Origin of the sequence: Pseudomonas sp. PDM02, assembly GCF_014852285.1 — a bacterium.
Classification (GTDB): domain Bacteria; phylum Pseudomonadota; class Gammaproteobacteria; order Pseudomonadales; family Pseudomonadaceae; genus Aquipseudomonas; species Aquipseudomonas migulae.
In genome coordinates, this window is record NZ_JACVBL010000005.1 from 56,479 (window position 1) to 78,492 (window position 22,014).

Consider the following 22,014-nt stretch of genomic DNA (forward strand, 5'->3'; position numbering starts at 1 on the left):
ATCCTGCGGCGATTCAGCGAACCTGCACCACCACTTTCCCGACCGCCTTGCGCTGGCCAAGATCATTGATCGCCTGTGCCGCGTTGCTCAGCGGGTACACCTGCGACACCAGCGGCTTCAACTTGCCCTCGGCGAACCAGCCAAACAATTGCTGGAAGTTCGCCGCGTTGTCTTGCGGTTGGCGTTGGGCGAAGGAGCCCCAGAACACGCCGACCACAGCCGCACCCTTGAGCAGTGCGAGGTTGACCGGCAATTCCGGAATGCGGCCGCTGGCAAAACCGACCACCAGCAAACGGCCGTTCCAGGCGATGGCGCGGATGGCCTGGTCGAACAGGTCACCACCGACAGGGTCGTAGATCACGTCCGCACCCTGGCCATCGGTCAGGCGTTTGATTTCGTCCTTGAGGCTGGTTTCGGTGTAGTTGATCAGTTCATCGGCGCCGGCAGCCTTGGCCACGGCCAGTTTTTCGGCGCTGCTGGCGGCGGCGATCACGCGGGCGCCCATGGCTTTGCCGATTTCCACGGCGGCCAGGCCGACACCGCCGGAAGCACCGAGCACCAGCAAGGTTTCACCCGGTTGCAGGTTGCCGCGCTGCTTGAGCGCGTGCATCGAGGTGCCGTAAGTCATGCTGAACGCGGCAGCGGTGTTGAAGTCCATGGAGGCCGGGATCGGCAGCACGTTGTAGCCTGGCACCGCGACCTGTTCGGCGAAGCTGCCCCAGCCGGTCAGCGCCATGACCCGATCGCCGACTTTCAGGTGGCTGACCTTTTCGCCCACTGCGCTGACCACGCCAGCCGCTTCGCCGCCCGGCGAAAACGGGAAGGGCGGCTTGAACTGGTATTTGCCCTCGATGATCAGCGTGTCCGGGAAATTCACCCCGGCGGCGTGCACGTCCAGCAGGATTTCATTCTTCTTCGCGACAGGACTGGCGACGTCTTCCAGCACCAGCGATTCGGCAGGGCCGAAGGCTTTGCACAGCACGGCTTTCATCAGGGCTATTCCTTTGGGAGTGATGGCCGATAAGTGTAGGTGTGTGAGTCGACGGGTCAACGAGCATGCCCCGCCCTGATAGTCAGCCATAAGCTTGTGCTTGCGCGGCGGGTCGTTATGCTAGGCCGCAAACCGGATAAGGAGCGAATTGTGAAAGCGTGGATCATGTTGTTGCTGGCCCTGTCTCTGCCTGTGGCAGCAGTGGCTGAAGAAGCCGCCAAAGAAGGTGAAGCCCCGAAAGTCAGCTACCTCACCCTGAGCCCGCCATTCGTGGGCAACTACGGGTTGGATGGCACGGCGAAGTTGAAGGTCTTCAAGGCTGACGTGGCGTTGCGGGTCACCGGTGATGAGGCGGCCAAACAGGTGAAGGCCAATGAACCGTTGATTCGCAATCAACTGGTGGCGTTGTTCACCCAGCAAACCACCGAGGCGATGAACAGCATCGAGGGGAAGGAAAAGCTGCGTCAGGAAGCGTTGAAGCAGACCCAGCAGATCATGAGCGATGAAACCGGCAAACCGGTGGTTGAGGATTTGTTGTTCAACAACCTGATTATCCAGTAATGCTGGATTTGTAGGAGCCGGCTTGCTGGCGATAGCGGTTTAACATTCAACATCCATATTGATTGTTACATCGCTATCGCCAGCAAGCCGGCTCCTACAAAAAGCGTGTCAGCGCAGTGCAATCACCGCCGCCCACTGTTCGGCCGTCACCGGCATCACCGACAACCGCGAACCCTTCTGCACCAGCGGCATCTCCGCCAACGCCGTCTGCTGCTTCAAATAATCCAGCTTCAACACCCTGGAAAACGTCTCCACATGCGCGACATCAATCGCGCTCCAGGCGTTTTTCTCGGCGCTGGCCTTCGGGTCGTAATAATGGCTCTCCGGCTCCAGCGCCGTCGGGTCTGGATACGCCGCTTCGACAATCTTCCCGATCCCGGCAATCCCCGGCTCCGGGCAGCTGGAGTGATAGAAGAAGAACTCGTCGCCGACCGCCATCGCCCGCAAAAAGTTACGCGCCTGATAGTTGCGAACCCCATCCCAGCGCGCTTTGCCGAGCTTCTCCAGACCTTTGATCGAGAGCTCGTCGGGCTCGGATTTCATCAGCCAATAGGCCATGGTTTTTGCTCCTTGCGAGTCAGGTGGACAAGTTGTCGGGCGTTTTTATGACAAACCGACGGTCGGTTGACGCCAGCGTTTGCGTGTCGGTTCACGTTGTCGCAAAATGCCGGCCTTCTAAGCTTGACGCTGCTGCACGGCCTACACCTACAACGGAAACCGCTGCTGTCATCGTATTGATGTGCCTTTGGGGGGCAATCGATGAAACGCAAACCGGATTTACTATGGATTTTGGTTATTTTGTTCGGCCTTGGCGTCGTGACCACTGGCTATGCCCAAAGCTTGTGGAGCAACAAGACCGATGCGCCGATTGAAATCGCGCAGCAACAACAGCCGTCAGCCTTCAAGCGCTGAACCTGTCTTTTCGACGCCGCTGATTCGAGTGGCGTCTAGTCTGCGAAATACCACGCCTTGTCTGTAACCGTTCCTTGCAACGGCACATCCCAGCTCGCCTGAGCCAGTCTTCCGACCTTCTGACATTCATGGGCCAGCCCCAATAGCGTCGGCTTGCGCCAGTTTTTCCGCCGCGCCAGATACGCCAGGCTCCGGTCGTAGAAACCACCACCCATGCCGAGTCGGCCACCGACATCGTCGAAACCCACGAGCGGCAACAGCACCAGATCGAGCGCCCAGACTTTGCGTTGTCGGGCGAGGTTGTGTCTGGGTTCGAGAATACGGAAGCGATTGGGTTGGAGCTTTTCGCCGGGGCGAATCCGCTGGAACACCATTTTGGTTCGCGGCCAGGCACTGAGCACCGGCAGGTAAGTCGCCTTGCCCCGACGTTGTGCGGCGCGCAGCAACAGGCGCGGATCGATTTCACCGTCGGTGGGTAAATAGAGCGAGATGTGTTTGGCGCGGCGAAACAACGGCTGCTGGGCCAATTGCTTGTACAGCCCGCGAGCGGCCTGGCGCTGCTGACTGGCTGTCAGTGCGCGGCGGGCCTTGCGCAGCATGCGTCGAAGTTGCGGGCGGGGCAGCAGCGCAGGTTCGGTCATGGATTCGGGCTTCGGCAGTGCGGGTACACAAAGCGTACCCGTAAAAAAGCCGATGCCGGTATTTAAACCGGCATCGGACTGGAATCAGGCTCCCCGGATGAACCGCTGCTGACTTAGCCCTTGAACCCGAAAGTTCAAGGTGGAAGATGCAGTAGGCTTTAAGGCTTTCCGTCTAGCGGACATGCACACCAGCCCAACGTGCAGCCTCCAGGGTAGTGCGAATCGGCTCAGGGACGTGGTCAACTGGCAAGCACCCCAGGGAGTGTTGCGAGTATAACCCAAGCGGTCGGACGAATCAGCCCTTGGTGACGTCTGGATCGGTGGCGAGCACCAGATCGACGCGATCCAGCAGGTCGCGCACCTGCTCGCGGGTCGAACCGCTGACCTGAACATCCGGCCGTTCTTCCTTGTGCAGAAGGTCGTGCGTGATGTTCAGCGCAGCCATCACGGCGATGCGATCGGCGCCGATGACTTTGCCGCTGCTGCGGATCTCGCGCATCTTGCCGTCCAGGTAACGGGCGGCGCTCACCAGGTTGCTGCGCTCTTCCTGGGGGCAAATGATCGAATATTCTTTGTCGAGGATCTGCACGGTGACGCTATTGCTTGAACTCATGAGTCTTGCTCCAGGGCCTTGAGGCGCGAAATCATCGATTCGACCTTACGCCGGGCGATTTCGTTCTTTTCAATGAGGTGAGCGCGTTCCTCGCGCCAGGTTTTTTCCTGAGCTAGTAGGAGTCCATTTTGACTCTTAAGTTGCTCGACTCGATCAATTAGCAGTTCGAGTCTGGCCATCAGCGCTTGCAGGTCGGTGTCTTCCATTGTGTCCACTGAATATGTAACTGATGGAGGTAGTCGCGGCCGGACAGCCTTTAATAGTCTTGGCGAGTCTGTCGATGTAGGATACAAGGCCTTCATTCTAGACATAGCGCCGTCTGGCGCCTAGCTGCCCATGCCCATTCAGAATTCTCCGTACCAAGCCTTCGCCACCCTGCTGACTTCCAGCGGTCACAACGTCTCGCCTGCCGAACTGCATGGCTTGCTGCTCGGCCGCAGTTGCGCCGGTGCCGGTTTCACTGCCGAAGAGTGGCTTATCGATGCTGCCGAGCTGCTCGAAAGCGAGCCGCAAGACAACGTTCGCAATGCCTTGATCGGCCTGCAAGAGATGGTCAAGGGCGAACTCACCGGCGACGACGTGACCGTCGTTCTGCTGCTGCCGACCGATGACGCGCCGCTGGCTGACCGTGCCGCCGCACTGGGCCAATGGTGCCAGGGCTTCCTCAGCGGTTTCGGCCTGAACTGCCGCGACAGCAGCATGCTCAGCACCGAAGCCACCGAAGTGTTGCAGGATCTGGCGGCGATTTCCCAGGTGCAAGACGCGCTGGAAGAGTCCGACGACGGCGAAAGCGACTACATGGAAGTCATGGAGTACCTGCGTGTCGCGCCGCTGCTGTTGTTCTCGGAAACCCGCAAGCCAGACGCGCCGGCTGCCGCCAAACCGTCGTTGCATTAATCGCGAGCCAGGAAAAGCCATCTGCCCATGATTCATATCCCGAAATCGGAATACAGCCGTCGCCGCAAGGCCTTGATGGCGCAGATGGAACCCAACAGCATCGCGATTCTGCCCGCCGCCGCGGTCGCCATCCGCAACCGCGACGTCGAGCATGTTTACCGCCAGGACAGCGACTTCCAGTACCTCAGCGGCTTCCCCGAGCCTCAAGCCGTTATCGTGCTGATGCCGGGCCGTGAGCATGGCGAATACCTGCTGTTTTGCCGTGAACGCAACGCCGAGCGAGAACTCTGGGACGGCCTGCGCGCCGGTCAGGAAGGCGCGATCCGCGATTTCGGTGCCGACGACGCGTTCCCCATCACTGACATCGACGACATCCTGCCGGGCCTGATCGAAGGGCGCGACCGGGTGTATTCGGCCATGGGCAGCAACCCGGAATTCGACCGCCACCTGATGGAATGGATCAACGTGATCCGCTCCAAGGCGCACCTCGGCGCTCAGCCGCCGAACGAATACGTTGCGCTGGATCATCTGCTGCACGACATGCGCCTGTATAAATCGGCGGCAGAAGTGAAGGTGATGCGCGAAGCCGCGCGGATTTCCGCTCAGGCGCATATTCGTGCGATGCAGGCCAGCCGGGCCGGGTTGCATGAGTACAGCCTTGAAGCCGAGCTTGATTACGAGTTCCGCAAGGGCGGGGCGAAGATGCCGGCGTATGGTTCGATCGTCGCGGCGGGGCGCAACAGCTGCATCCTGCATTACCAGCAGAATGACGCGGTGCTCAAGGACGGCGATCTGGTGCTGATCGACGCCGGTTGCGAGATCGACTGCTACGCCAGCGACATCACGCGCACCTGGCCGGTCAACGGCAAGTATTCAGCGGAACAGAAGGCGATCTACGAGTTGGTGCTGGCTTCACAGGAAGCAGCCTTTGCCGAAATCGCCCCGAACAAACACTGGAATCAGGCGCACGAAGTCACGGTCCGGGTGATTACCACCGGTCTTGTGAAGTTGGGCCTGTTGCAGGGCAACGTCGACGAACTGATCGCCAGCGAAGCCTATAAAGCGTTTTACATGCACCGCGCCGGCCACTGGCTGGGCATGGATGTGCATGACGTCGGCGAGTACAAGGTCGGCGGCGAATGGCGCGTGCTGGAAGTCGGCATGGCGCTGACCGTGGAACCGGGGATCTACATCGCCCCGGACAACCAGAACGTAGCGAAGAAATGGCGCGGCATTGGCGTGCGCATCGAGGACGACGTCGTGGTCACCAAAACCGGCTGTGAAATCCTGACCAATGGCGTACCGAAAACGGTCGCCGAGATTGAAGCCTTGATGGCGCAAGCGCGGACAAAAGCAGCATGAGTCGAGTCAATCTGGCAATTATCGGTGGCGGCCTGGTCGGTGCCAGCCTGGCGTTGGCCTTGCAGGCCGGAGCCAAGGCGCGCGGCTGGAAGATCGTGCTGATCGAACCGTTTGCCCCCGGCCACACCTATCAACCGAGCTACGACGCCCGTTCTTCGGCGTTGTCCTACGGTGCCAAACAGATTTATCAACGGTTGGGCGTGTGGCAGGAAATCTCCCGCCGTGCCGAGCCGATCAAGCAGATTCACGTTTCCGACCGTGGCCGTTTCTCCACCGCGCGCTTGTCGGCGATGGAAGAGGGCGTGCCGGCGCTGGGTTATGTGGTGGAAAACGCCTGGCTTGGCCAATGCCTCTGGCAAGGTCTGGACAAGGACGTGGTCACTTGGCGCTGCCCGGCGGAAGTCACGCGCATGGAACCGCTGACCGACGGCTATCGCCTGACCCTCAGCGACGAAACAATGCTGGAGTGCGACCTCGCAGTGCTCGCTGATGGCGGCCGTTCCGGCCTGCGCGAGCAACTGGGGATCGGCATCAAAAAGCGCCCGTACAACCAGAGCGCGCTGATCGCCAACATCACCCCGAGCGAAGCGCACAACGGCATGGCGTTCGAGCGTTTCACCGACGACGGTCCGATGGCGTTGTTGCCGTTGCCGGAAAATCGTTGCGCATTGGTCTGGACCCGTCTGGGCATGGACGCGCAACGGCTTGCGGCCCTGGATGAACGCAGCTTCCTCAGCGAATTGCAGGGCGTGTTCGGTTACCGCCTCGGCACGTTGAAACAGGTCGGCGCACGGCATCTTTATCCGTTGACGCTGATCGAAGCCGAAGAGCAGGTGCGTCCGCATCTGGCGATCCTCGGCAACGCCGCCCACAGCCTGCACCCCATTGCCGGCCAGGGTTTCAACCTGTCGCTGCGTGATGCGCAAGCGTTGGCGGACGCGCTGCTGGCGAGCGAGACCTCGCTCGGCGATTTCGCGACCTTGCAGGCTTACCGCGAACGCCAGCGGATGGATCAGAACCTGACCGTGGGTTTCTCCGATCAGGTCACGCGGTTGTTCGGCAGCACTCAACCGCTGGTTTCGCTGGGCCGTAACATCGGCCTGCTCGGCCTCGATCTGCTGCCGCCGGCCAAGCGCTGGTTCGCCCGACAGGCCATGGGCCTGGGTACGCGTCCCGATGCGTAAGTGGCTGACGAGCAGGTTCGGCAAAGCGCGGTTGATGCGTTGGATCATGACCTTCTACCCGCCGTACCTGGGCGCCGGGGTTCGCGTGCGGCACATCAGCGATGATTTTCGGGACATCACGGTGTCCATGGGCCTGGGCAGGTACAACCGCAATTACGTCGGCACGCAGTTCGGTGGCAGCCTGTATTCGATGGTCGATCCGTTCTACATGCTGATGCTGATGGAAAACCTCGGACGCAATTACATCGTCTGGGACAAAACGGCAGACATCGATTTCATCTCGCCGGGCAAAGGCCCGGTGTTCGCCAACTTCAGGGTCGACGAGACCTTGCTCGACGAAGTCCGCCGGCAAACGGCGAACGGCGAAAAATACCTGCCGCAATTGCAGGTCGATATCCACGACGGCGCCGGCACCTTGGTGGCGCGGGTCCAGAAAACCCTTTACGTGCGGCTCAAGCCGCAAGCGAGACAGGCTTAAAGCATGGACATGCGCGCAGATCTGCTGATTGTCGGGGCCGGAATGGTCGGCAGCGCCCTGGCGCTGGCGTTACAGGACAGCGGGCTGGAAGTCCTGCTGCTGGACGGCAGCCCGATGAGCGTCAAACCCTTCGACGGGCAAGCGCCGTTCGAACCGCGCGTGAGCGCGTTATCGGCGGCCAGCCAGCGGATTCTTGAACGCCTCGGCGTGTGGGATGGCATTGCCAACCGGCGCAGCAGCCCCTACACCGACATGCACGTCTGGGACGGCAGCGGCACCGGTCAGATCCACTTTTCCGCCGCCAGCGTGCATGCCGAGGTGCTTGGGCATATCGTCGAGAACCGCGTGGTTCAGGACGCCTTGCTCGACCGTTTGCACGACTGCGACCTCGGGATGCTGGCCAATGCGCGCCTGGAGCAGATGCGCCGCTCCGGCGATGACTGGCTGCTGACGCTCGCCGATGGCCGCACCTTGCGTGCGCCGCTGGTGATTGCGGCGGATGGTGCCAACTCGGCGGTTCGGCGCCTGGCCGGGGTGGCCACGCGCGAGTGGGATTATCTGCACCACGCGATCGTGACCAGTGTGCGCAGCACCAGGCCTCATCAAATGACGGCCTGGCAGCGCTTCACCGACAACGGTCCCTTGGCGTTTCTGCCACTGGAACGCGACGGTCAGCAGGATTGGTGTTCGATCGTCTGGTCGACCACGCCGAGCGAAGCCGAACGGCTGATGGCGCTGGACGACACAGCGTTTTGCCTCGAACTGGAACGCGCCTTTGAAGGCCGGCTCGGCACGGTGCTGAGCGCCGACCCACGTCTGTGCGTGCCGCTGCGCCAGCGTCATGCCAAGCGGTATGTGGCCGAAGGTCTGGCGCTGATCGGCGACGCGGCGCACACCATTCACCCGTTGGCCGGGCAGGGGGTGAACCTCGGTTTCCTGGATGCCGCGGTCCTGGCTGAAGTGCTGCTGCAAGCGGCCGAACGGGGTGAGCGGTTGGCGGATGCGAAAGTGCTGAGCCGTTACGAGCGTCGGCGCATGCCGCATAACCTGGCGTTGATGGCAGCGATGGAAGGCTTCGAGCGCTTGTTCCAGGCGGATCCGCTGCCGGTGCGCTGGTTGCGTAATACCGGGTTGAAGATCGTCGAGCAGATGCCGGAGGCCAAGGCGTTGTTTGTGCGTGAGGCGTTGGGGTTGACCGGGGATTTGCCGGCTCTGGCCAAGGCCTGACTTTCGTTGGAGCTGGTGGCCCCTTCGCGGGCAAGCCCGCTCCCACAGGTTCTGTGTCGCTCACAGTTGTGTTGATCGGCTCAATACGTGTGGGAGCGGGCTTGCCCGCGAAGGCGTCGGCACATCCACCACACATTTCAAACCACGCAACATCTGGTAACTCCTCCGCAAACTGATCGATTGAGAAGGTAAATGTGAGTCCTTATCATTTGCCCTCACTTTTCGAATCGAGAGATCGCTCCCATGTTGGCACCGAAGCGTCTACTGACAGCACTCGCCCTGACCCTGATCGGCAGCACCGTCGCCCAGGCCGCTGACGAGGTGGTGGTTTACTCCTCGCGTATCGACGAGCTGATCAAACCGGTGTTCGACGCCTACACCGCGAAAACCGGCGTACAGGTGAAGTTCATCACCGACAAGGAAGCGCCGCTGATGCAGCGCATCAAGGCCGAGGGCGAGAACGCCACCGCCGACCTGCTGCTGACCGTCGATGCCGGCAACCTGTGGCAAGCCGAGCAGATGGGCATCCTGCAACCTTTCACTTCGAAAACCATCGACGCCAACATCCCGCCGCAATACCGTGCGGCTTCTCATGCCTGGACCGGCCTGAGCCTGCGGGCGCGGACCATCGCGTACTCCACCGACCGGGTGAAACCGGGCGAGTTGAGCACTTACGAAGGTCTGGCCGACAAGAACTGGGAAGGCCGCCTGTGCCTGCGTACGGCGAAGAAGGTCTACAACCAGTCACTGACCGCCACCATGATCGAAGTGAATGGCGCCGAGAAAACCGAGAAGATCCTCAAAGGCTGGGTCAACAACCTGTCCACCGACGTGTTCTCCGATGATGTCGCGGTATTGGAAGCAATCAACGCCGGCCAGTGCGACGTCGGCATCGTCAACACTTACTACTACGGCCGTCTGCACAAGCAGAAGCCTGACCTGGCGGTGAAGCTGTTCTGGCCGAATCAGGCTGATCGAGGCGTACACGTCAATCTTTCGGGCATTGGCCTGACCAAGCACGCGCCGCACCCGGAAGCGGCCAAGGCGTTGGTGGAGTGGATGACCACGCCTGAGGCGCAGAAAATTTTCGCTGATGTGAACCAGGAATTCCCGGCCAACCCTACGGTGGCGCCGTCCGCGGAAGTCGCCGCTTGGGGCAAGTTCGTCGCCGATACCTTGCCGGTGGAAGTCGCTGGCAAACGTCAGGCTGAAGCGATTCGCATGATGGATCGGGCTGGCTGGAACTGAGTCTGTCGATATACTGCGCCCCGCCTGTGTGCAGACACCGCTGACCCTGTAGGAGCGAGCCTGCTCGCGAAAAACGTCAACGATAACGCGGGGTGCCTGACGGTCCGCGGTGTCGTGACGTTCATCGCGAGCAAGCTCGCTCCTACAATGGCCTCTGTATATCGTCCATCCGCTCGAGAGCTTTTCCTTGGCCCACCCCGCCCAACGCCGCTGGTATCCCCTGGTCTTCGCCATCGCTGCGCTGGTCTTGCTGCCCCTCAGCGTTCTGTTGCTCTCCTGGCAAACCATCGATCATCAAATCTGGTCCCACCTCTGGGACACGCAGATGCCGCGGCTGCTGGGCAACACGCTGACCCTGGTGCTTGGCGTCGGTGCCGGCGTAACGCTGCTGGGTGTCAGCCTCGCCTGGCTCACCAGCCTCTGCGAATTCCCCGGTCGGCGCTGGCTGGATTGGGCGTTGATGCTGCCGTTCGCGATTCCGGCCTACGTGTTGGCGTTCGTCTTCGTCGGATTGCTGGATTTTGCCGGTCCCGTTCAAACGTTGATGCGCGAATGGTTCGGCACGGGCCTGCGACTGCCGCGAGTCCGCTCGACCGGCGGCGTCATCCTCGTTCTGGTACTGGTCTTCTATCCCTACGTTTACCTGCTGGCGCGCACGGCGTTTCTCGCTCAAGGCAAAGGCCTGATGGAAGCGGCGCGAGTCCTGGGGCAATCGCCGTGGCAGGCGTTCTGGCGTGTCGCATTGCCGATGGCACGCCCGGCCATCGGTGCGGGCGTGGCGTTGGCGCTGATGGAAACCCTGGCGGATTTCGGTGCGGTGTCGGTGTTCAACTTCGACACGTTCACGACGGCGATCTACAAAACCTGGTACGGCTTCTTCAGTCTTTCGACGGCTGCACAACTGGCCAGCCTGTTGCTGTTGGTGGTGATGGTCGTGCTGTACGGCGAGCGCCGAGCACGCGGGGCCAACCGCGCAAGCAATGAACGACCGCGGGTCAAAGCGTTGTATCACCTGCGCGGCTTCAAAGCGCTGGCAGCGATGAGCTGGTGTGGTCTGGTGTTTGCCTGCGCCTTCGTGATCCCGGTGCTGCAATTGGTGGTGTGGTTCTGGCAGCGCGGGCGTTTCGACCTGGATGAGCGTTACACCGGCCTGATCGTCCACACCTTGTATCTGGGCGGCATGGCGGCGCTGATTACCGTCAGCGTTGCATTGGTGCTGGCGTTTGCCCGGCGACTGGCGCCGACCCGGGCGATCCGCTCCGGTGTCAGCCTGGCCAATCTCGGCTATGCGCTACCGGGTTCGGTGTTGGCGGTGTCGATCATGTTGGCGTTCAGTTATCTGGATCGCGAGCTGGTGATTCCGCTGTCGGGATGGTTGGGTGGTGCCGGCAAGCCGTTGCTGTTGGGCAGCCTGTCGGCCTTGCTGCTGGCCTATCTGGTGCGATTCATCGCGGTGGCTTACGGGCCGCTGGAAAACAGTCTGGCGCGTATACGGCCATCTTTGCCCGAAGCGGCACGTAGCCTTGGGGTCGGTGGTCCGCGACTGTTTTTCAAAGTGTATCTGCCGTTATTGCTGCCCGGCACATTGAGCGCTGCGTTGCTGGTGTTCGTCGACGTACTCAAGGAAATGCCCGCGACCCTGCTGATGCGGCCGTTTGGCTGGGATACGCTGGCGGTGCGCATCTTCGAAATGACCAGCGAGGGCGAGTGGGCGAGGGCGTCATTGCCGGCGCTGACCCTGGTTTTGGTCGGGCTGTTACCGGTCATCGGATTGATTCGACGTTCAGCGCATCGAAACACCTAGGTGTCAGTCCTACACCTTGAGGCTACAATGCGCGGCATTCGGTGCGGTCCGTCCTACAGACCCGGTTGCTGAAATCGGCTGAAAGCCTTCTATTTCAAGGCGTTCACTCCGTGCAGCACCGGCCCGCACCTTCGCCACGCCCGGAAGGAGAAACCCATGGGACAGCGTACGCCTCTGTATGACCTTCATCTCGCCCTCGGCGCGAAGATGGTCGATTTTGGCGGTTGGGATATGCCTCTGCATTATGGCTCGCAGGTCGAGGAACACCATCAGGTGCGCCGCGATTGCGGGGTTTTCGATGTATCCCACATGACCGTGATCGATGTCAGCGGCGGGCAGGCCAAGGCCTGGCTCCAGCATTTGCTGGCCAACGACGTCGAACGCCTGCACAGCCCCGGCCGTGCCTTGTACAGCACCATGCTCAATGAACGTGGCGGCATCGTCGACGACATGATCGTCTATCGCCTCGAGGACGGTTATCGCCTGGTGGTCAATGCCTCCACCCGCGATCAAGACCTGGCGTGGATGCAGGCGCACCTCGACGGCTTCGATGTGCAGCTCAACGAGCGCTCCGAGCTGGCGATGCTGGCCATTCAAGGCCCGCATGCCCGACACAAAATCTCCGAACTGGTCACCCAGTCTCGCGGCAACCTGATCCAGTTGCTCAAGCCGTTCGAAGGCCAGCCTGACGGTGACTGGTTCATCGCACGTACCGGCTACACCGGCGAAGACGGTCTGGAAATCATTTTGCCGGCCAGTCAGGCGCCAGGTTTCTTCAACGATCTGGTGGGTGCAGGCATCTCGCCGATTGGCCTTGGCGCACGGGATACGCTGCGTGTCGAAGCCGGCATGAACCTGTACGGTCAGGACATTCATCAAGATGTTTCGCCGCTGGCCTCGAACATGGCCTGGAGCATTGCCTGGGAGCCGGCCTCTCGCCAGTTCATCGGCCGTGTCGCTCTGGAAGCTGAAAGGGCAGGCGGCGTACAGCACAAACTGGTGGGGCTGGTCCTTGAGGAACGTGGGGTTTTGCGCGCTCATCAAGTGGTCCGCATCGCCAATGTTGGCGAAGGAGAGATCACCAGTGGTAGTTTCTCTCCTACGCTTAGCAAGTCGATTGCACTGGCGCGCGTGCCAATGGCGACTGCCGACCGCGCAGAAGTGGAAATCCGTGGCAAGTGGTACCCGGTCCGAGTGGTCAAACCGACCTTCGTACGCCATGGCAAAACCTTGATTTAACCTTTTCTGGCGGGCAACGACCGCTGACAATTTTCTTGAGGACACAGAATATGAGCGATATCCCTGCCGACCTGCGTTTTGCCGAAAGTCACGAATGGGCCCGTCTGGAAGCCGATGGCACCGTCACTGTGGGCATCAGCGATCACGCTCAGGAAGCCTTGGGCGATGTGGTGTTCGTTGAGCTGACTGAAGTAGGAAACGTCTTTGCAGCTGGTGATCAATCCGGCGTGGTTGAGTCGGTTAAAGCTGCGTCCGACATCTACTCCCCGGTTGCCGGTGAAGTGATTGCGATCAACGAAGAGCTGAGCGCCAATCCGGAACTGCTCAACTCCGACCCGTACGGTGCCTGGATCTTCAAGCTCAAGCCAAGCAACACCGCCGATCTGGACAAGCTGCTTGATGCGGCTGGCTACAAGGCCGCCATCGGCGAGTAAACATCGCCAAAAGCGGATCCGCTACAAGAGCGCCGCGTTTTCCTTGCCTGGAGAACGCGGCGTTTTTGTTTAATGCCGTGCGGTGAAGTCTTGCTGTGACGGTTTGCTGACCAATCATGCCGCCATTGCTACCGCTTTGTTTACCCTGGCATGAAGTGCCGTTATCTGGTCGTCTGTCAGACGTGTTGCCGGTTCGCCCGGAACCCAAACACCGCTGTCGTTGTAAGTGATTGTTTTGGTCTCTCCGTCATTGACCGTGACGACGTAAGAGTTAGATACATTTCCGGCGATTAAAGACCCCGCCGCCTGGGCTGTGCCGAACCATAGTTGGAACTGGTTTTTTGGTGTCATGGTGGTTGCACCGATGCTCATGCCGCCTGAACAGTTCACCCAAATACTGTTACCTTTGGAGTCCAGCAATATTTCGCTTGGATTGGCCAGTAGTTGGTTGTTGATTAAAATATCTCCAGAGACACCGCCATTTGTGGCAGGGCTGAATACGCCATATTCATCGAGTGTCGTTTTTTGTCCCGTATTGATAGGAAGGTTTTTGCCTCCCGAGGTAAATGTAATATCGCCTTGTTGTATTGGGGAGTTTGTAAAATTGACCATAAAAGAGTTGCTGGATATGTCGAATGTGTTTTTGTATTGATAGCTGGGCTGGCCTGTTGTGGCTTTGGCGGGCTTTGCTAACCATATGGCGGTAAAGCTGTTATTTACCATTTTTGCAAGGTAGAGGCTGTAATTGTTGGTTTTCTGGGCGATCAGTTGTGCCTCTTCGATATAAACAATAATTTGCTGTTCGCTCATGGCTGTTTTCCATTCGGTCCGGTATTTCTACCGCGTTGCTAGTGTCAATAAAAAACCCTGTAGATCCAGGATTTACAGGGTTTTTTGAACATGTCTGCGCGTTCAAGACTGTCAACGGTAAAACGAAAGGCTTTCAGTCCATTGTGCAAACGGTGCTCGATCCACCCTCCATACTATGCCGCTACTTTGATCCCCACCCGGGCATGCAGCGCCGCGACTTCCTTGTCGCTGAGGCGGTTGGCCGGCTCGCCAGTCACCCAGTCGCCACTGTCGTTATAGGTGAGGGTGATGCTGCCTCCATTCTGCAAGGTTGCCACATAGGCATTGGATAGGTTTTGGGCAATCAGTGAGCCAGTTTCTTGAAGGTTTCCGAACCACAGTTGGTATTGGTCTTTGGGTGTCAGCGTTGCGGTGCCGATGTTCATACCGCTCTGGCGATTTACCCAGATATTATTGCCATCGGAATCCAGCAGTATCTGGTGGGGATTGCCTTGGAGTTTATTGTTGATAAGAATATCTGACTTCACGCCGCCGTTTTGGGCCGGTGAAAAAACACCGTTTTGATCCAGTGTTGTAATCTGGCCGGTACTGATGGGCAGGTTTTTTCCGCCGGAAGTGAAGGTGACATCGCCTTGTTGAACCGGATCGTTCGTGAAGTTGACATTGAAGGATGGTGTCGTGATATCGAATGTGTTGCGGTATTGATAGCTAGGATTACGAACGGTGGCCACAGCACCTTTTGATTGCCAGATAACAGTAAAATCATTATTTACCTTTTTGGCCAGGTAAAGACTGTAGTTGTTTTCTTTTTGTGCAATCAGTTGCTGTTCTTCAATATACAAAATTATTTGTTGGCTGCTCATTTTTGAACTCCATTTCGAATAAAGCGTAGCTTGGGTTGTTTGTAACTGGGTAGTGGCTTTTTGGTTCCGTTGCCCAGTCCTCAACAAACATAGCATGCGGATTATTGCGCTATAGATCTATTGGCTATGCTTTGATTCTATCTATCGCGATTGGTTTTTTTAAGAGTTTGGTTGTTTTTATAAGTGTTGGCTTTTCACATATTTGCGGGCGCTGTTGCACGGGTGATTATGTTCGGACTTATTTTTGGCGAGTAAGAATAACTATATATAACTATCGGCGATGCATATATCGCTGAAATGAAAGAGCCTCTAAGTCTTGGCGTGTTTTGTATGCTTCAGGGACGGGCCGCGTCCAAAGACGCCATGCCTCGCACAGGGGAGCTATGCTGGTTTGACCGTGTTGCATCGACGTTGAGCGCCAGTCAAGAGAGAGCCCGTCATGTCCCAGTTGCCGTCCTTGAGCCAGTTACGCGATCCCAATGCCTTCCTCCTCCGTCACCTCGGGCCCGATGCCGCCGAGCAGCAGGCGATGCTCGACAGCCTCGGCGTTGGTAGCCGTGTCGAGCTGATCGAGCAGACGGTACCGCCGGGAATCCGCCTTAACCGGGCGCTAGACCTGCCACCCGCCCTCGACGAACAGGCGGCGTTGGCCAAGCTGCGGGGCTACGCCGAGCAAAACCAGGTCTGGACCAGCCTGATCGGCATGGGCTACCACGGCACGCTGACGCCGACCGTCATTTTGCGCAATGTCCTGGAAAACCCCGGTTGGTACACCGCCTACACGCCGTATCAACCGGAGATCGCCCAAGGTCGGCTCGAAGCGCTGCTGAACTTCCAGCAATTGACCATCGACCTCACGGGCCTGGAACTGGCCAATGCCTCGCTGTTGGACGAGGCCACGGCGGCGGCGGAAGCCATGGCCCTGGCCAAGCGTGTCGCCAAGTCCAGGAGCAATCTGTTCTTCGTCGATGAAAACTGTCATCCGCAGACCATCTCCGTGGTGCAGACCCGAGCCGAAGGTTTCGGTTTCGAGCTGATCATCGACGCTGTGGATAACTTGAAACAGCACCAGGTATTCGGAGCGCTGCTGCAGTATCCCGATACCCACGGTGAGATTCGCGATCTGCGTCCGTGGATTGATCACCTGCACGCCCAGCAAGCCCTGGCCTGCGTCGCCACCGATCTGCTGAGCCTGCTGTTGCTGACGCCGCCGGGAGAATTGGGCGCCGACGTGGTGTTCGGCTCGTCCCAGCGGTTTGGCGTGCCCATGGGTTACGGCGGCCCCCACGCGGCGTTTTTTGCCAGTCGCGATGAATACAAACGAGCGATTCCGGGGCGAATCATCGGCGTCTCGAAAGACGCGCGCGGCAACATTGCGTTGCGCATGGCCCTGCAAACCCGTGAGCAACACATCCGCCGGGAGAAGGCCAACTCGAACATCTGCACCGCCCAAGTGCTGCTGGCTAATATCGCCAGTTTCTACGCGGTCTACCACGGTCCGGAGGGGCTGAAGCAGATTGCCCAGCGTGTTCACCGGCTGACCTGCATCCTCGCCACGGGTCTGGAGCGCCGTGGCATTAGCCGCCTGAACAAACACTTCTTCGACACGTTGACGCTGGAAGTCGGTGGCACTCAAACCGCGATCATCGAAAGCGCGCAGGCCGCGCAGATCAACCTGCGGATTCTGGGGCGCGGGCAATTGGGCCTCAGCCTCGACGAAACCTCTGACGAAAGTACCGTGGCGAAATTGTTCGATGTCTTCCTGGGTGCCGATCACGGGCTCAACGTCGACGAACTGGACGCTGAAACCCTGCCTTCCGGCATTCCTGACGGGCTGCTGCGCACTTCGCCTTACTTGCGTCATCCGGTGTTCAGCGCCCATCACAGCGAAACCGAAATGCTGCGTTACCTCAAGCAATTGGAGAACAAGGACCTGGCGCTCAACCAATCGATGATTCCGCTCGGTTCTTGCACCATGAAGCTCAACGCCACCAGCGAAATGATCCCCATCACCTGGCCGCAATTCGCCAACTTGCACCCCTTTGTGCCGAAAGAGCAGGCGGCCGGTTATACGCTGATGATCGAAGAACTGGAGCGCTGGCTCTGCGCGATCACCGGTTTCGATGCGATCTGCATGCAGCCCAACTCGGGTGCCCAGGGCGAGTACGCGGGGTTGCTGGCGATTCGCAAATACCACGAGAGTCGGCATCAAGGCGGGCGGGATATCTGCCTGATCCCGTCCTCGGCCCACGGTACAAACCCCGCTTCAGCGCAAATGGCCGGAATGCGCGTGGTGATCGTCGAATGTGACGAGGCGGGCAACGTCGATCTGGAAGATCTGAAAGGCAAGGCTGCCGAAGCGGGCGACAAACTCGCCTGCCTGATGGCGACGTATCCTTCGACCCACGGCGTGTACGAAGAAGGCATCAGCGAGATCTGTGAAGTTATCCACAGTCACGGCGGTCAGGTGTACATGGATGGCGCCAACCTCAATGCACAAGTCGGGTTGGCGCGGCCGGCGGACATCGGTGCCGACGTTTCCCATATGAATTTGCACAAGACCTTCTGCATTCCCCATGGCGGTGGCGGGCCCGGCATGGGACCGATTGGCGTGCGGGCGCACTTGGCGCCGTTCGTGGCCAACCACCCGGTAGTGGCGATTGACGGCCCGCTGCCGGAGAACGGCGCAGTCAGCGCAGCGCCCTGGGGCAGCGCGAGCATTCTGCCGATCAGCTGGATGTACATCGCGATGATGGGGCCGCAACTGGCGGACGCCAGTGAAGTGGCGATCCTTGCCGCGAATTATCTGGCGCAGCATTTGTCGGGGGCGTTCCCGGTGCTCTACACCGGGCGCAACGAGCGTGTGGCCCACGAATGCATCCTTGATCTGCGACCGCTCAAAGTGCTGACCGGCATCAGCGAAGAGGATGTCGCCAAGCGCCTGATGGACTACGGCTTTCATGCGCCGACCATGTCCTTTCCGGTACCGGGCACCTTGATGGTCGAGCCGACCGAAAGTGAATCGAAGGCGGAACTGGACCGTTTTATCGGGGCGATGCTGAGTATCCGCGCGGAAATCACCGAGGTGCAAAACGGCAATTGGCCGGCGGAAGACAATCCGCTGAAACGGGCGCCGCACACGTTGGCCGACATCACGGGGGTTTGGGAGCGGCCGTACACCATCGAACAGGGCGTCACGCCGGACGCGCACACCAAGGCGTATAAATATTGGCCGGTGGTGAATCGTGTCGATAACGTCTACGGCGACCGGAACCTGTTTTGCGCGTGTGTCCCGGTGGACGATTACCGCTGAAACACACGTCCTCCTGTAGGAGCGAGGCTTGCCCGCGAAGGCGGTGTGTCAGTCGATATAATTGCTGAATATCCTGCCGTCTTCGCGGGCAAGCCTCGCTCCTACAAGGGGTTTTGTGTCGGGCACAAAAAATGCCGCTCAAGTGAGCGGCATTTTTGTTCAGCCGTAAATCTTACTTCGACGCGACGGCATTCTTCGCCAGGATCGCATTCGCCAGTTCCATATCCGTGGCCTGCAGGCCTGGGTTGTCGGCGCGGACTTTCTGCATTGCGGCTTCCAGATAGGGGCCGCGAATAACGCCGTCACTGGCGACAAAGCTGCCGGCGTCGTCCTGGGCGGCGACGATCAGCTTTTGATCCCTGGAGGTCAGGTAGGACGAACCGGTGGTGGCACCGGAAGTAAGGACGTTACGCCAAAAGCTGTCATCAGCCATCGCCGAACCGACTGGAAGGGACAACACGGCGAGGGTAGCAACAGCAAGTTTGAAACGCATGATGGGTGACTCCACTGGGTTAACTACGCGGGGTTGGATTGCCAATGACCCTGCCGAGTTCCATCACGGTCGCAGCTACTTTTGTTCACTCTGCGGTGTCACCCGCAGCACCTCCTCGATCGTCGTCAAACCCGCCGCCACCTTCTGTGCGCCCGACAGTCGCAAGCTGCGCATGCCTTCCTTGAACGCCTGACGCCGTATCGCCAGCAAGTCGGTGTCGGGGTTGATCAGCGCTTTGAGGCCATCCGTCAGTTGCATGATTTCGTACACCCCGGCGCGGCCGCGATAGCCGGTGTCGCGGCATTCCAGGCAACCGATGGCGCGTTGCGCATTGCCGGGCAATGGCGCTTGCCAGGGTTTGGTCAGGGTTTGCCAGTCTTCTTCACTCAGGGTCAGCGGGGCTTTGCAGTGCGGGCACAACGTACGGACCAGCCGCTGCGCCATGACGCCGAGCACCGTGGCCTTGATCAGGTAATGCGGTACGCCGAGTTCCAGCAGGCGGCTGATGGCGCTGGGTGCGTCATTGGTGTGCAGCGTCGATAGCACCAGGTGGCCGGTGAGCGCAGCCTGAATCGCCATTTCGGCCGTCTCCAGGTCCCGGATCTCGCCGATCATGATGATGTCCGGGTCTTGCCGCATCAGTGCGCGCACACCGGCAGCGAAGGTCAGGTCGATGTTGTGCTGGACCTGCATCTGGTTGAAGGCCGGCTCGACCATCTCGATCGGGTCTTCGATGGTGCAAAGGTTGACCTCCGGCGTCGCCAGTTTTTTCAGCGTGGTGTAAAGCGTGGTGGTCTTGCCCGAACCGGTCGGGCCGGTCACGAGGATGATGCCGTTGGGCTGGCTCGTCATGTCCTGCCAGCGGCGCAGGTCTTCGGCGGAAAACCCAAGCTGATCGAAATCCTTGAGCAGCACTTCCGGGTCGAAGATCCGCATGACCATTTTTTCGCCGAACGCCGTCGGCAACGTCGACAGCCGCAGTTCGACTTCGCCGCCATCCGGGGTCTTGGTTTTGACCCGGCCGTCCTGGGGTTTGCGTTTTTCCGCGACGTTCATCCGCCCCAGGCTCTTCAGGCGACTGACAATCGCCATGGTCACCTGCGGCGGGAATTGATAGACGTTGTGCAACACACCGTCGATGCGAAAACGCACCGTGCCTTGCTCGCGTCGGGGCTCGATGTGGATATCGCTGGCGCGCTGCTGGAAAGCGTACTGGAACAGCCAGTCGACGATATTGACGATGTGCGCGTCGTTGGCGTCCGGCTCCTGATCGCTGGCACCGAGGTTGAGCAGTTGTTCGAAATTGCCCAGGGTGCTGGTTTGATGATCGTTGTTGGTTGCGCCGCTGACCGATTTGGCCAGGCGAAAGAACTCCACGCTGAAGCGCTGGATATCCACCGGGTTGGCCACCACCCGCTTGATCGGCAGCTTCAACACATGGGTCAGGTCGGCTTCCCAACCCTTGACGTAAGGCTGGGCGCTGGCCACGGTCACGGCGTCGCGATCGATGGACACCGCGAGAATCTTGTGGCGCTGGGCGAAGGCATAGGACATCAGCGGCGTAACGGCCGCGACGTTGATCTTCAGCGGATCGATGCGCAGATAAGGCTGACCGGCCTGCTGCGACAGCCACAGGGTCAGGCTTTCCAGATCGAGGTGTTTACCGGGACGGCTGAGGTCATCCAGCTGTTGGCTGGCGATGAACTCCAGCGGGTGCATCTGGCCATTGGCGGCGTGACGGCGGCGGGCATTCAGTGCGTGCTCGGCCGAATCCTGGCTGATAAAGCCCTGGGCGACCAGCTCGCGCAGCAAATCATTGAGATCCAGCCAGCGGTCCTGAAGGGCAAGTTGAACGGACATGCGGGCTCCTCGTGAACAACAGTTCGCAAAGGATAGTCGTGGACCCACCGACCGTTGGGCCACTACCCGACGAATCCATATCGGGTTTTTTCAGCCAGTCGCCTGAGCGGCTTCAGCCCACGCAGAATCAGACGCTTGCAGGTCCACCGAGCAGACGCTGATCAGGTTACGCAGTTTTTCCGCGATCACTTGAGCGCGGTGCCAGCTCAGTCCGTCCATGACGATGTCGATCGCCAGCAGATCGTCCGTGCGCTGCACGTTGACCTGTTGCGGCGTCAGGAACTGCAACGCGAACAGGTTGAGCGCCCGGCACAGCAGGTCCGGTTCGGCTTCGGCCAGCAGTTGGTAGTGCACACGACACTGGGCGTTGCTGGTGTTCCAGACATCGGCGCGGGTGGGTGGGGTGTTCACGGCTTCAAGATGCGGCATGGTCGGTCTCCAAAATCACTGGAGGAATTTTTACATTCGATGCCGGGCATTTCTTATCTATGATGGGGCTAATTAACGATTTATCGAATCGTGTGATTCAACAAGACATCGATTACAGGTTTTTCTATGCAAAGCGAACTGGATGGCTACGACCGCAAGATTCTCGCGTTGCTGCAAGAGGACGCTTCGCTCTCCAGCGCGCAGATCGCCGAGCAGGTGGGGCTCTCGCAGTCGCCGTGCTGGCGGCGGATTCAGCGGATGAAGGAGGAGGGGATCATTCGCGGCCAGGTGACGCTGCTGGACCGCAAGAAAATCGGGCTCAACACGCAGATCTTTGCCGAGGTCAAACTCAACGCGCACGGGCGTTCGAACTTCACTGAGTTCACCGAGGCGATTCGCGGTTTTCCCGAAGTGCTGGAGTGTTATGTGCTGATGGGGGCGGTGGATTTCTTGTTGCGGATTGTCACGGCGGACATCGAGGCGTATGAGCGGTTTTTCTTCGAGAAGCTGTCGATGGTGCCGGGGATTCAGGAGGTGAACTCGATTGTGGCGTTGTCGGAGATCAAGTCGACGACGAGTTTGCCGGTCTGAGATTTTGTGGTGAATGCACGGGCCACTTCGCGGGCAAGCCTCGCTCCTACAGGATCTGCACAGT

General features: G+C 59.5%; 23 protein-coding genes and 1 other RNA gene. 13 read left to right on the top strand and 11 right to left on the bottom strand.

Going from position 1 to position 22,014, the window contains the following annotated elements; translation table 11 throughout:
* Positions 1-13 precede the first annotated feature (13 nt).
* Positions 14-991 carry an NADPH:quinone oxidoreductase family protein gene (locus tag IB245_RS10340; protein ID WP_192227497.1) on the bottom strand — a complete coding sequence of 326 codons (978 nt, stop codon included), beginning with the start codon at positions 989-991 and terminating at the stop codon, positions 14-16.
* A 150-nt stretch (positions 992-1,141) separates the two neighbouring features.
* On the opposite strand from IB245_RS10340, the gene IB245_RS10345 reads away from it, so the two are divergent.
* On the top strand, positions 1,142-1,552 hold the full coding sequence (locus tag IB245_RS10345) for a flagellar basal body-associated protein FliL (RefSeq protein WP_192227498.1): 411 nt from the start codon (positions 1,142-1,144) through the stop codon (positions 1,550-1,552).
* A gap of 108 nt (positions 1,553-1,660) precedes the next feature.
* Here IB245_RS10345 and IB245_RS10350 read toward each other — a convergent pair whose 3' ends face one another.
* Positions 1,661-2,110: an EVE domain-containing protein gene (locus IB245_RS10350; protein ID WP_008024269.1), complete on the bottom strand. Its 450-nt coding sequence runs from the start codon at positions 2,108-2,110 to the stop codon at positions 1,661-1,663.
* A gap of 201 nt (positions 2,111-2,311) precedes the next feature.
* On the opposite strand from IB245_RS10350, the gene IB245_RS10355 reads away from it, so the two are divergent.
* On the top strand, positions 2,312-2,464 hold the full coding sequence (locus tag IB245_RS10355) for a hypothetical protein (RefSeq protein ID WP_008024268.1): 153 nt from the start codon (positions 2,312-2,314) through the stop codon (positions 2,462-2,464).
* A gap of 35 nt (positions 2,465-2,499) precedes the next feature.
* Here IB245_RS10355 and IB245_RS10360 read toward each other — a convergent pair whose 3' ends face one another.
* From IB245_RS10360 to IB245_RS10375, 4 genes are all read right to left on the bottom strand, one after another.
* Positions 2,500-3,105, bottom strand: a complete 606-nt coding sequence (locus IB245_RS10360) for a 5-formyltetrahydrofolate cyclo-ligase (protein WP_008024267.1) — start codon at positions 3,103-3,105, stop codon at positions 2,500-2,502.
* An 86-nt stretch (positions 3,106-3,191) separates the two neighbouring features.
* Positions 3,192-3,370: non-coding RNA, 6S RNA (gene ssrS / locus IB245_RS10365), on the bottom strand.
* A gap of 30 nt (positions 3,371-3,400) precedes the next feature.
* Positions 3,401-3,718, bottom strand: a complete 318-nt coding sequence (locus IB245_RS10370; RefSeq protein ID WP_008024266.1) for a cell division protein ZapA — start codon at positions 3,716-3,718, stop codon at positions 3,401-3,403.
* Complete coding sequence (locus IB245_RS10375) at positions 3,715-3,924, bottom strand: TIGR02449 family protein (protein ID WP_003177365.1); 210 nt, start codon at positions 3,922-3,924, stop codon at positions 3,715-3,717. The genes IB245_RS10370 and IB245_RS10375 overlap by 4 nt, the downstream gene beginning before the upstream one ends.
* A 130-nt stretch (positions 3,925-4,054) precedes the next feature.
* Here IB245_RS10375 and IB245_RS10380 point away from each other — a divergent pair, with 130 nt between their 5' ends.
* From IB245_RS10380 to gcvH, 9 genes are all read left to right on the top strand, one after another.
* Positions 4,055-4,615, top strand: a complete 561-nt coding sequence (locus IB245_RS10380; protein WP_192227499.1) for a YecA family protein — start codon at positions 4,055-4,057, stop codon at positions 4,613-4,615.
* Between the two features lie 27 nt (positions 4,616-4,642).
* A complete protein-coding gene (gene pepP, locus IB245_RS10385; protein WP_192227500.1) occupies positions 4,643-5,977 on the top strand; it encodes a Xaa-Pro aminopeptidase in 1,335 nt (444 codons plus the stop codon).
* The gene (gene ubiH / locus IB245_RS10390) at positions 5,974-7,161 is read left to right on the top strand and encodes a 2-octaprenyl-6-methoxyphenyl hydroxylase (protein WP_008024259.1); all 1,188 of its coding nucleotides are present in this window, start codon (positions 5,974-5,976) and stop codon (positions 7,159-7,161) included. Before pepP ends, ubiH begins: the two co-directional genes overlap by 4 nt.
* Complete coding sequence (locus tag IB245_RS10395; RefSeq protein WP_008040698.1) at positions 7,154-7,639, top strand: DUF4442 domain-containing protein; 486 nt, start codon at positions 7,154-7,156, stop codon at positions 7,637-7,639. The genes ubiH and IB245_RS10395 overlap by 8 nt, the downstream gene beginning before the upstream one ends.
* Positions 7,640-7,648: 9 nt before the next feature.
* Positions 7,649-8,866, top strand: coding sequence for a 2-octaprenyl-3-methyl-6-methoxy-1,4-benzoquinol hydroxylase (locus IB245_RS10400; protein ID WP_192227638.1), 1,218 nt, complete (start codon positions 7,649-7,651; stop codon positions 8,864-8,866).
* Between the two features lie 243 nt (positions 8,867-9,109).
* Positions 9,110-10,114 (top strand): extracellular solute-binding protein, encoded by a 1,005-nt coding sequence (locus IB245_RS10405; protein ID WP_192227501.1) that lies wholly within the window; start codon positions 9,110-9,112, stop codon positions 10,112-10,114.
* A gap of 187 nt (positions 10,115-10,301) precedes the next feature.
* Positions 10,302-11,918 carry an ABC transporter permease gene (locus tag IB245_RS10410; protein ID WP_008024249.1) on the top strand — a complete coding sequence of 539 codons (1,617 nt, stop codon included), beginning with the start codon at positions 10,302-10,304 and terminating at the stop codon, positions 11,916-11,918.
* Positions 11,919-12,074: 156 nt separating this feature from the next.
* On the top strand, positions 12,075-13,157 hold the full coding sequence (gene gcvT / locus IB245_RS10415) for a glycine cleavage system aminomethyltransferase GcvT (RefSeq protein WP_192227502.1): 1,083 nt from the start codon (positions 12,075-12,077) through the stop codon (positions 13,155-13,157).
* Positions 13,158-13,207: 50 nt separating this feature from the next.
* On the top strand, positions 13,208-13,591 hold the full coding sequence (gene gcvH, locus IB245_RS10420) for a glycine cleavage system protein GcvH (protein WP_008040704.1): 384 nt from the start codon (positions 13,208-13,210) through the stop codon (positions 13,589-13,591).
* 114 nt (positions 13,592-13,705) lie between these two features.
* Here the strand turns inward: gcvH and IB245_RS10425 are convergent, their stop codons facing one another.
* Positions 13,706-14,401: a hypothetical protein gene (locus IB245_RS10425; RefSeq protein ID WP_008040705.1), complete on the bottom strand. Its 696-nt coding sequence runs from the start codon at positions 14,399-14,401 to the stop codon at positions 13,706-13,708.
* 173 nt (positions 14,402-14,574) lie between these two features.
* A complete protein-coding gene (locus IB245_RS10430; protein WP_008040706.1) occupies positions 14,575-15,264 on the bottom strand; it encodes a hypothetical protein in 690 nt (229 codons plus the stop codon).
* 439 nt (positions 15,265-15,703) lie between these two features.
* Here IB245_RS10430 and gcvP point away from each other — a divergent pair, with 439 nt between their 5' ends.
* A complete protein-coding gene (gene gcvP / locus IB245_RS10435) occupies positions 15,704-18,577 on the top strand; it encodes an aminomethyl-transferring glycine dehydrogenase (RefSeq protein ID WP_192227503.1) in 2,874 nt (957 codons plus the stop codon).
* A 172-nt stretch (positions 18,578-18,749) separates the two neighbouring features.
* Here gcvP and IB245_RS10440 read toward each other — a convergent pair whose 3' ends face one another.
* From IB245_RS10440 to IB245_RS10450, 3 genes are all read right to left on the bottom strand, one after another.
* Positions 18,750-19,070 (bottom strand): DUF2388 domain-containing protein, encoded by a 321-nt coding sequence (locus IB245_RS10440; RefSeq protein WP_192227504.1) that lies wholly within the window; start codon positions 19,068-19,070, stop codon positions 18,750-18,752.
* Between the two features lie 75 nt (positions 19,071-19,145).
* The gene (locus tag IB245_RS10445) at positions 19,146-20,930 is read right to left on the bottom strand and encodes a GspE/PulE family protein (RefSeq protein WP_192227505.1); all 1,785 of its coding nucleotides are present in this window, start codon (positions 20,928-20,930) and stop codon (positions 19,146-19,148) included.
* Positions 20,931-21,020: 90 nt separating this feature from the next.
* Positions 21,021-21,359 (bottom strand): hypothetical protein, encoded by a 339-nt coding sequence (locus IB245_RS10450; protein ID WP_192227506.1) that lies wholly within the window; start codon positions 21,357-21,359, stop codon positions 21,021-21,023.
* Positions 21,360-21,485: 126 nt separating this feature from the next.
* Here IB245_RS10450 and IB245_RS10455 point away from each other — a divergent pair, with 126 nt between their 5' ends.
* Positions 21,486-21,950 carry an Lrp/AsnC family transcriptional regulator gene (locus IB245_RS10455; RefSeq protein ID WP_057398760.1) on the top strand — a complete coding sequence of 155 codons (465 nt, stop codon included), beginning with the start codon at positions 21,486-21,488 and terminating at the stop codon, positions 21,948-21,950.
* Positions 21,951-22,014 lie beyond the last annotated feature (64 nt).

Bases quoted from the DNA above. Each gene is read 5' to 3' on its own strand.
- IB245_RS10340 (WP_192227497.1), bottom strand. From the start codon at position 991: ATGAAAGCCGTGCTGTGCAAAGCCTTCGGCCCTGCCGAATCGCTGGTG.
- IB245_RS10350 (WP_008024269.1), bottom strand. From the start codon at position 2,110: ATGGCCTATTGGCTGATGAAATCCGAGCCCGACGAGCTCTCGATCAAA.
- IB245_RS10355 (WP_008024268.1), top strand. From the start codon at position 2,312: ATGAAACGCAAACCGGATTTACTATGGATTTTGGTTATTTTGTTCGGC.
- IB245_RS10360 (WP_008024267.1), bottom strand. From the start codon at position 3,105: ATGACCGAACCTGCGCTGCTGCCCCGCCCGCAACTTCGACGCATGCTG.
- IB245_RS10370 (WP_008024266.1), bottom strand. From the start codon at position 3,718: ATGAGTTCAAGCAATAGCGTCACCGTGCAGATCCTCGACAAAGAATAT.
- IB245_RS10375 (WP_003177365.1), bottom strand. From the start codon at position 3,924: ATGGAAGACACCGACCTGCAAGCGCTGATGGCCAGACTCGAACTGCTA.
- IB245_RS10380 (WP_192227499.1), top strand. From the start codon at position 4,055: ATGCCCATTCAGAATTCTCCGTACCAAGCCTTCGCCACCCTGCTGACT.
- pepP (WP_192227500.1), top strand. From the start codon at position 4,643: ATGATTCATATCCCGAAATCGGAATACAGCCGTCGCCGCAAGGCCTTG.
- ubiH (WP_008024259.1), top strand. From the start codon at position 5,974: ATGAGTCGAGTCAATCTGGCAATTATCGGTGGCGGCCTGGTCGGTGCC.
- IB245_RS10395 (WP_008040698.1), top strand. From the start codon at position 7,154: ATGCGTAAGTGGCTGACGAGCAGGTTCGGCAAAGCGCGGTTGATGCGT.
- IB245_RS10400 (WP_192227638.1), top strand. From the start codon at position 7,649: ATGCGCGCAGATCTGCTGATTGTCGGGGCCGGAATGGTCGGCAGCGCC.
- IB245_RS10405 (WP_192227501.1), top strand. From the start codon at position 9,110: ATGTTGGCACCGAAGCGTCTACTGACAGCACTCGCCCTGACCCTGATC.
- gcvT (WP_192227502.1), top strand. From the start codon at position 12,075: ATGGGACAGCGTACGCCTCTGTATGACCTTCATCTCGCCCTCGGCGCG.
- gcvH (WP_008040704.1), top strand. From the start codon at position 13,208: ATGAGCGATATCCCTGCCGACCTGCGTTTTGCCGAAAGTCACGAATGG.
- IB245_RS10425 (WP_008040705.1), bottom strand. From the start codon at position 14,401: ATGAGCGAACAGCAAATTATTGTTTATATCGAAGAGGCACAACTGATC.
- IB245_RS10430 (WP_008040706.1), bottom strand. From the start codon at position 15,264: ATGAGCAGCCAACAAATAATTTTGTATATTGAAGAACAGCAACTGATT.
- gcvP (WP_192227503.1), top strand. From the start codon at position 15,704: ATGTCCCAGTTGCCGTCCTTGAGCCAGTTACGCGATCCCAATGCCTTC.
- IB245_RS10440 (WP_192227504.1), bottom strand. From the start codon at position 19,070: ATGCGTTTCAAACTTGCTGTTGCTACCCTCGCCGTGTTGTCCCTTCCA.
- IB245_RS10445 (WP_192227505.1), bottom strand. From the start codon at position 20,930: ATGTCCGTTCAACTTGCCCTTCAGGACCGCTGGCTGGATCTCAATGAT.
- IB245_RS10450 (WP_192227506.1), bottom strand. From the start codon at position 21,359: ATGCCGCATCTTGAAGCCGTGAACACCCCACCCACCCGCGCCGATGTC.
- IB245_RS10455 (WP_057398760.1), top strand. From the start codon at position 21,486: ATGCAAAGCGAACTGGATGGCTACGACCGCAAGATTCTCGCGTTGCTG.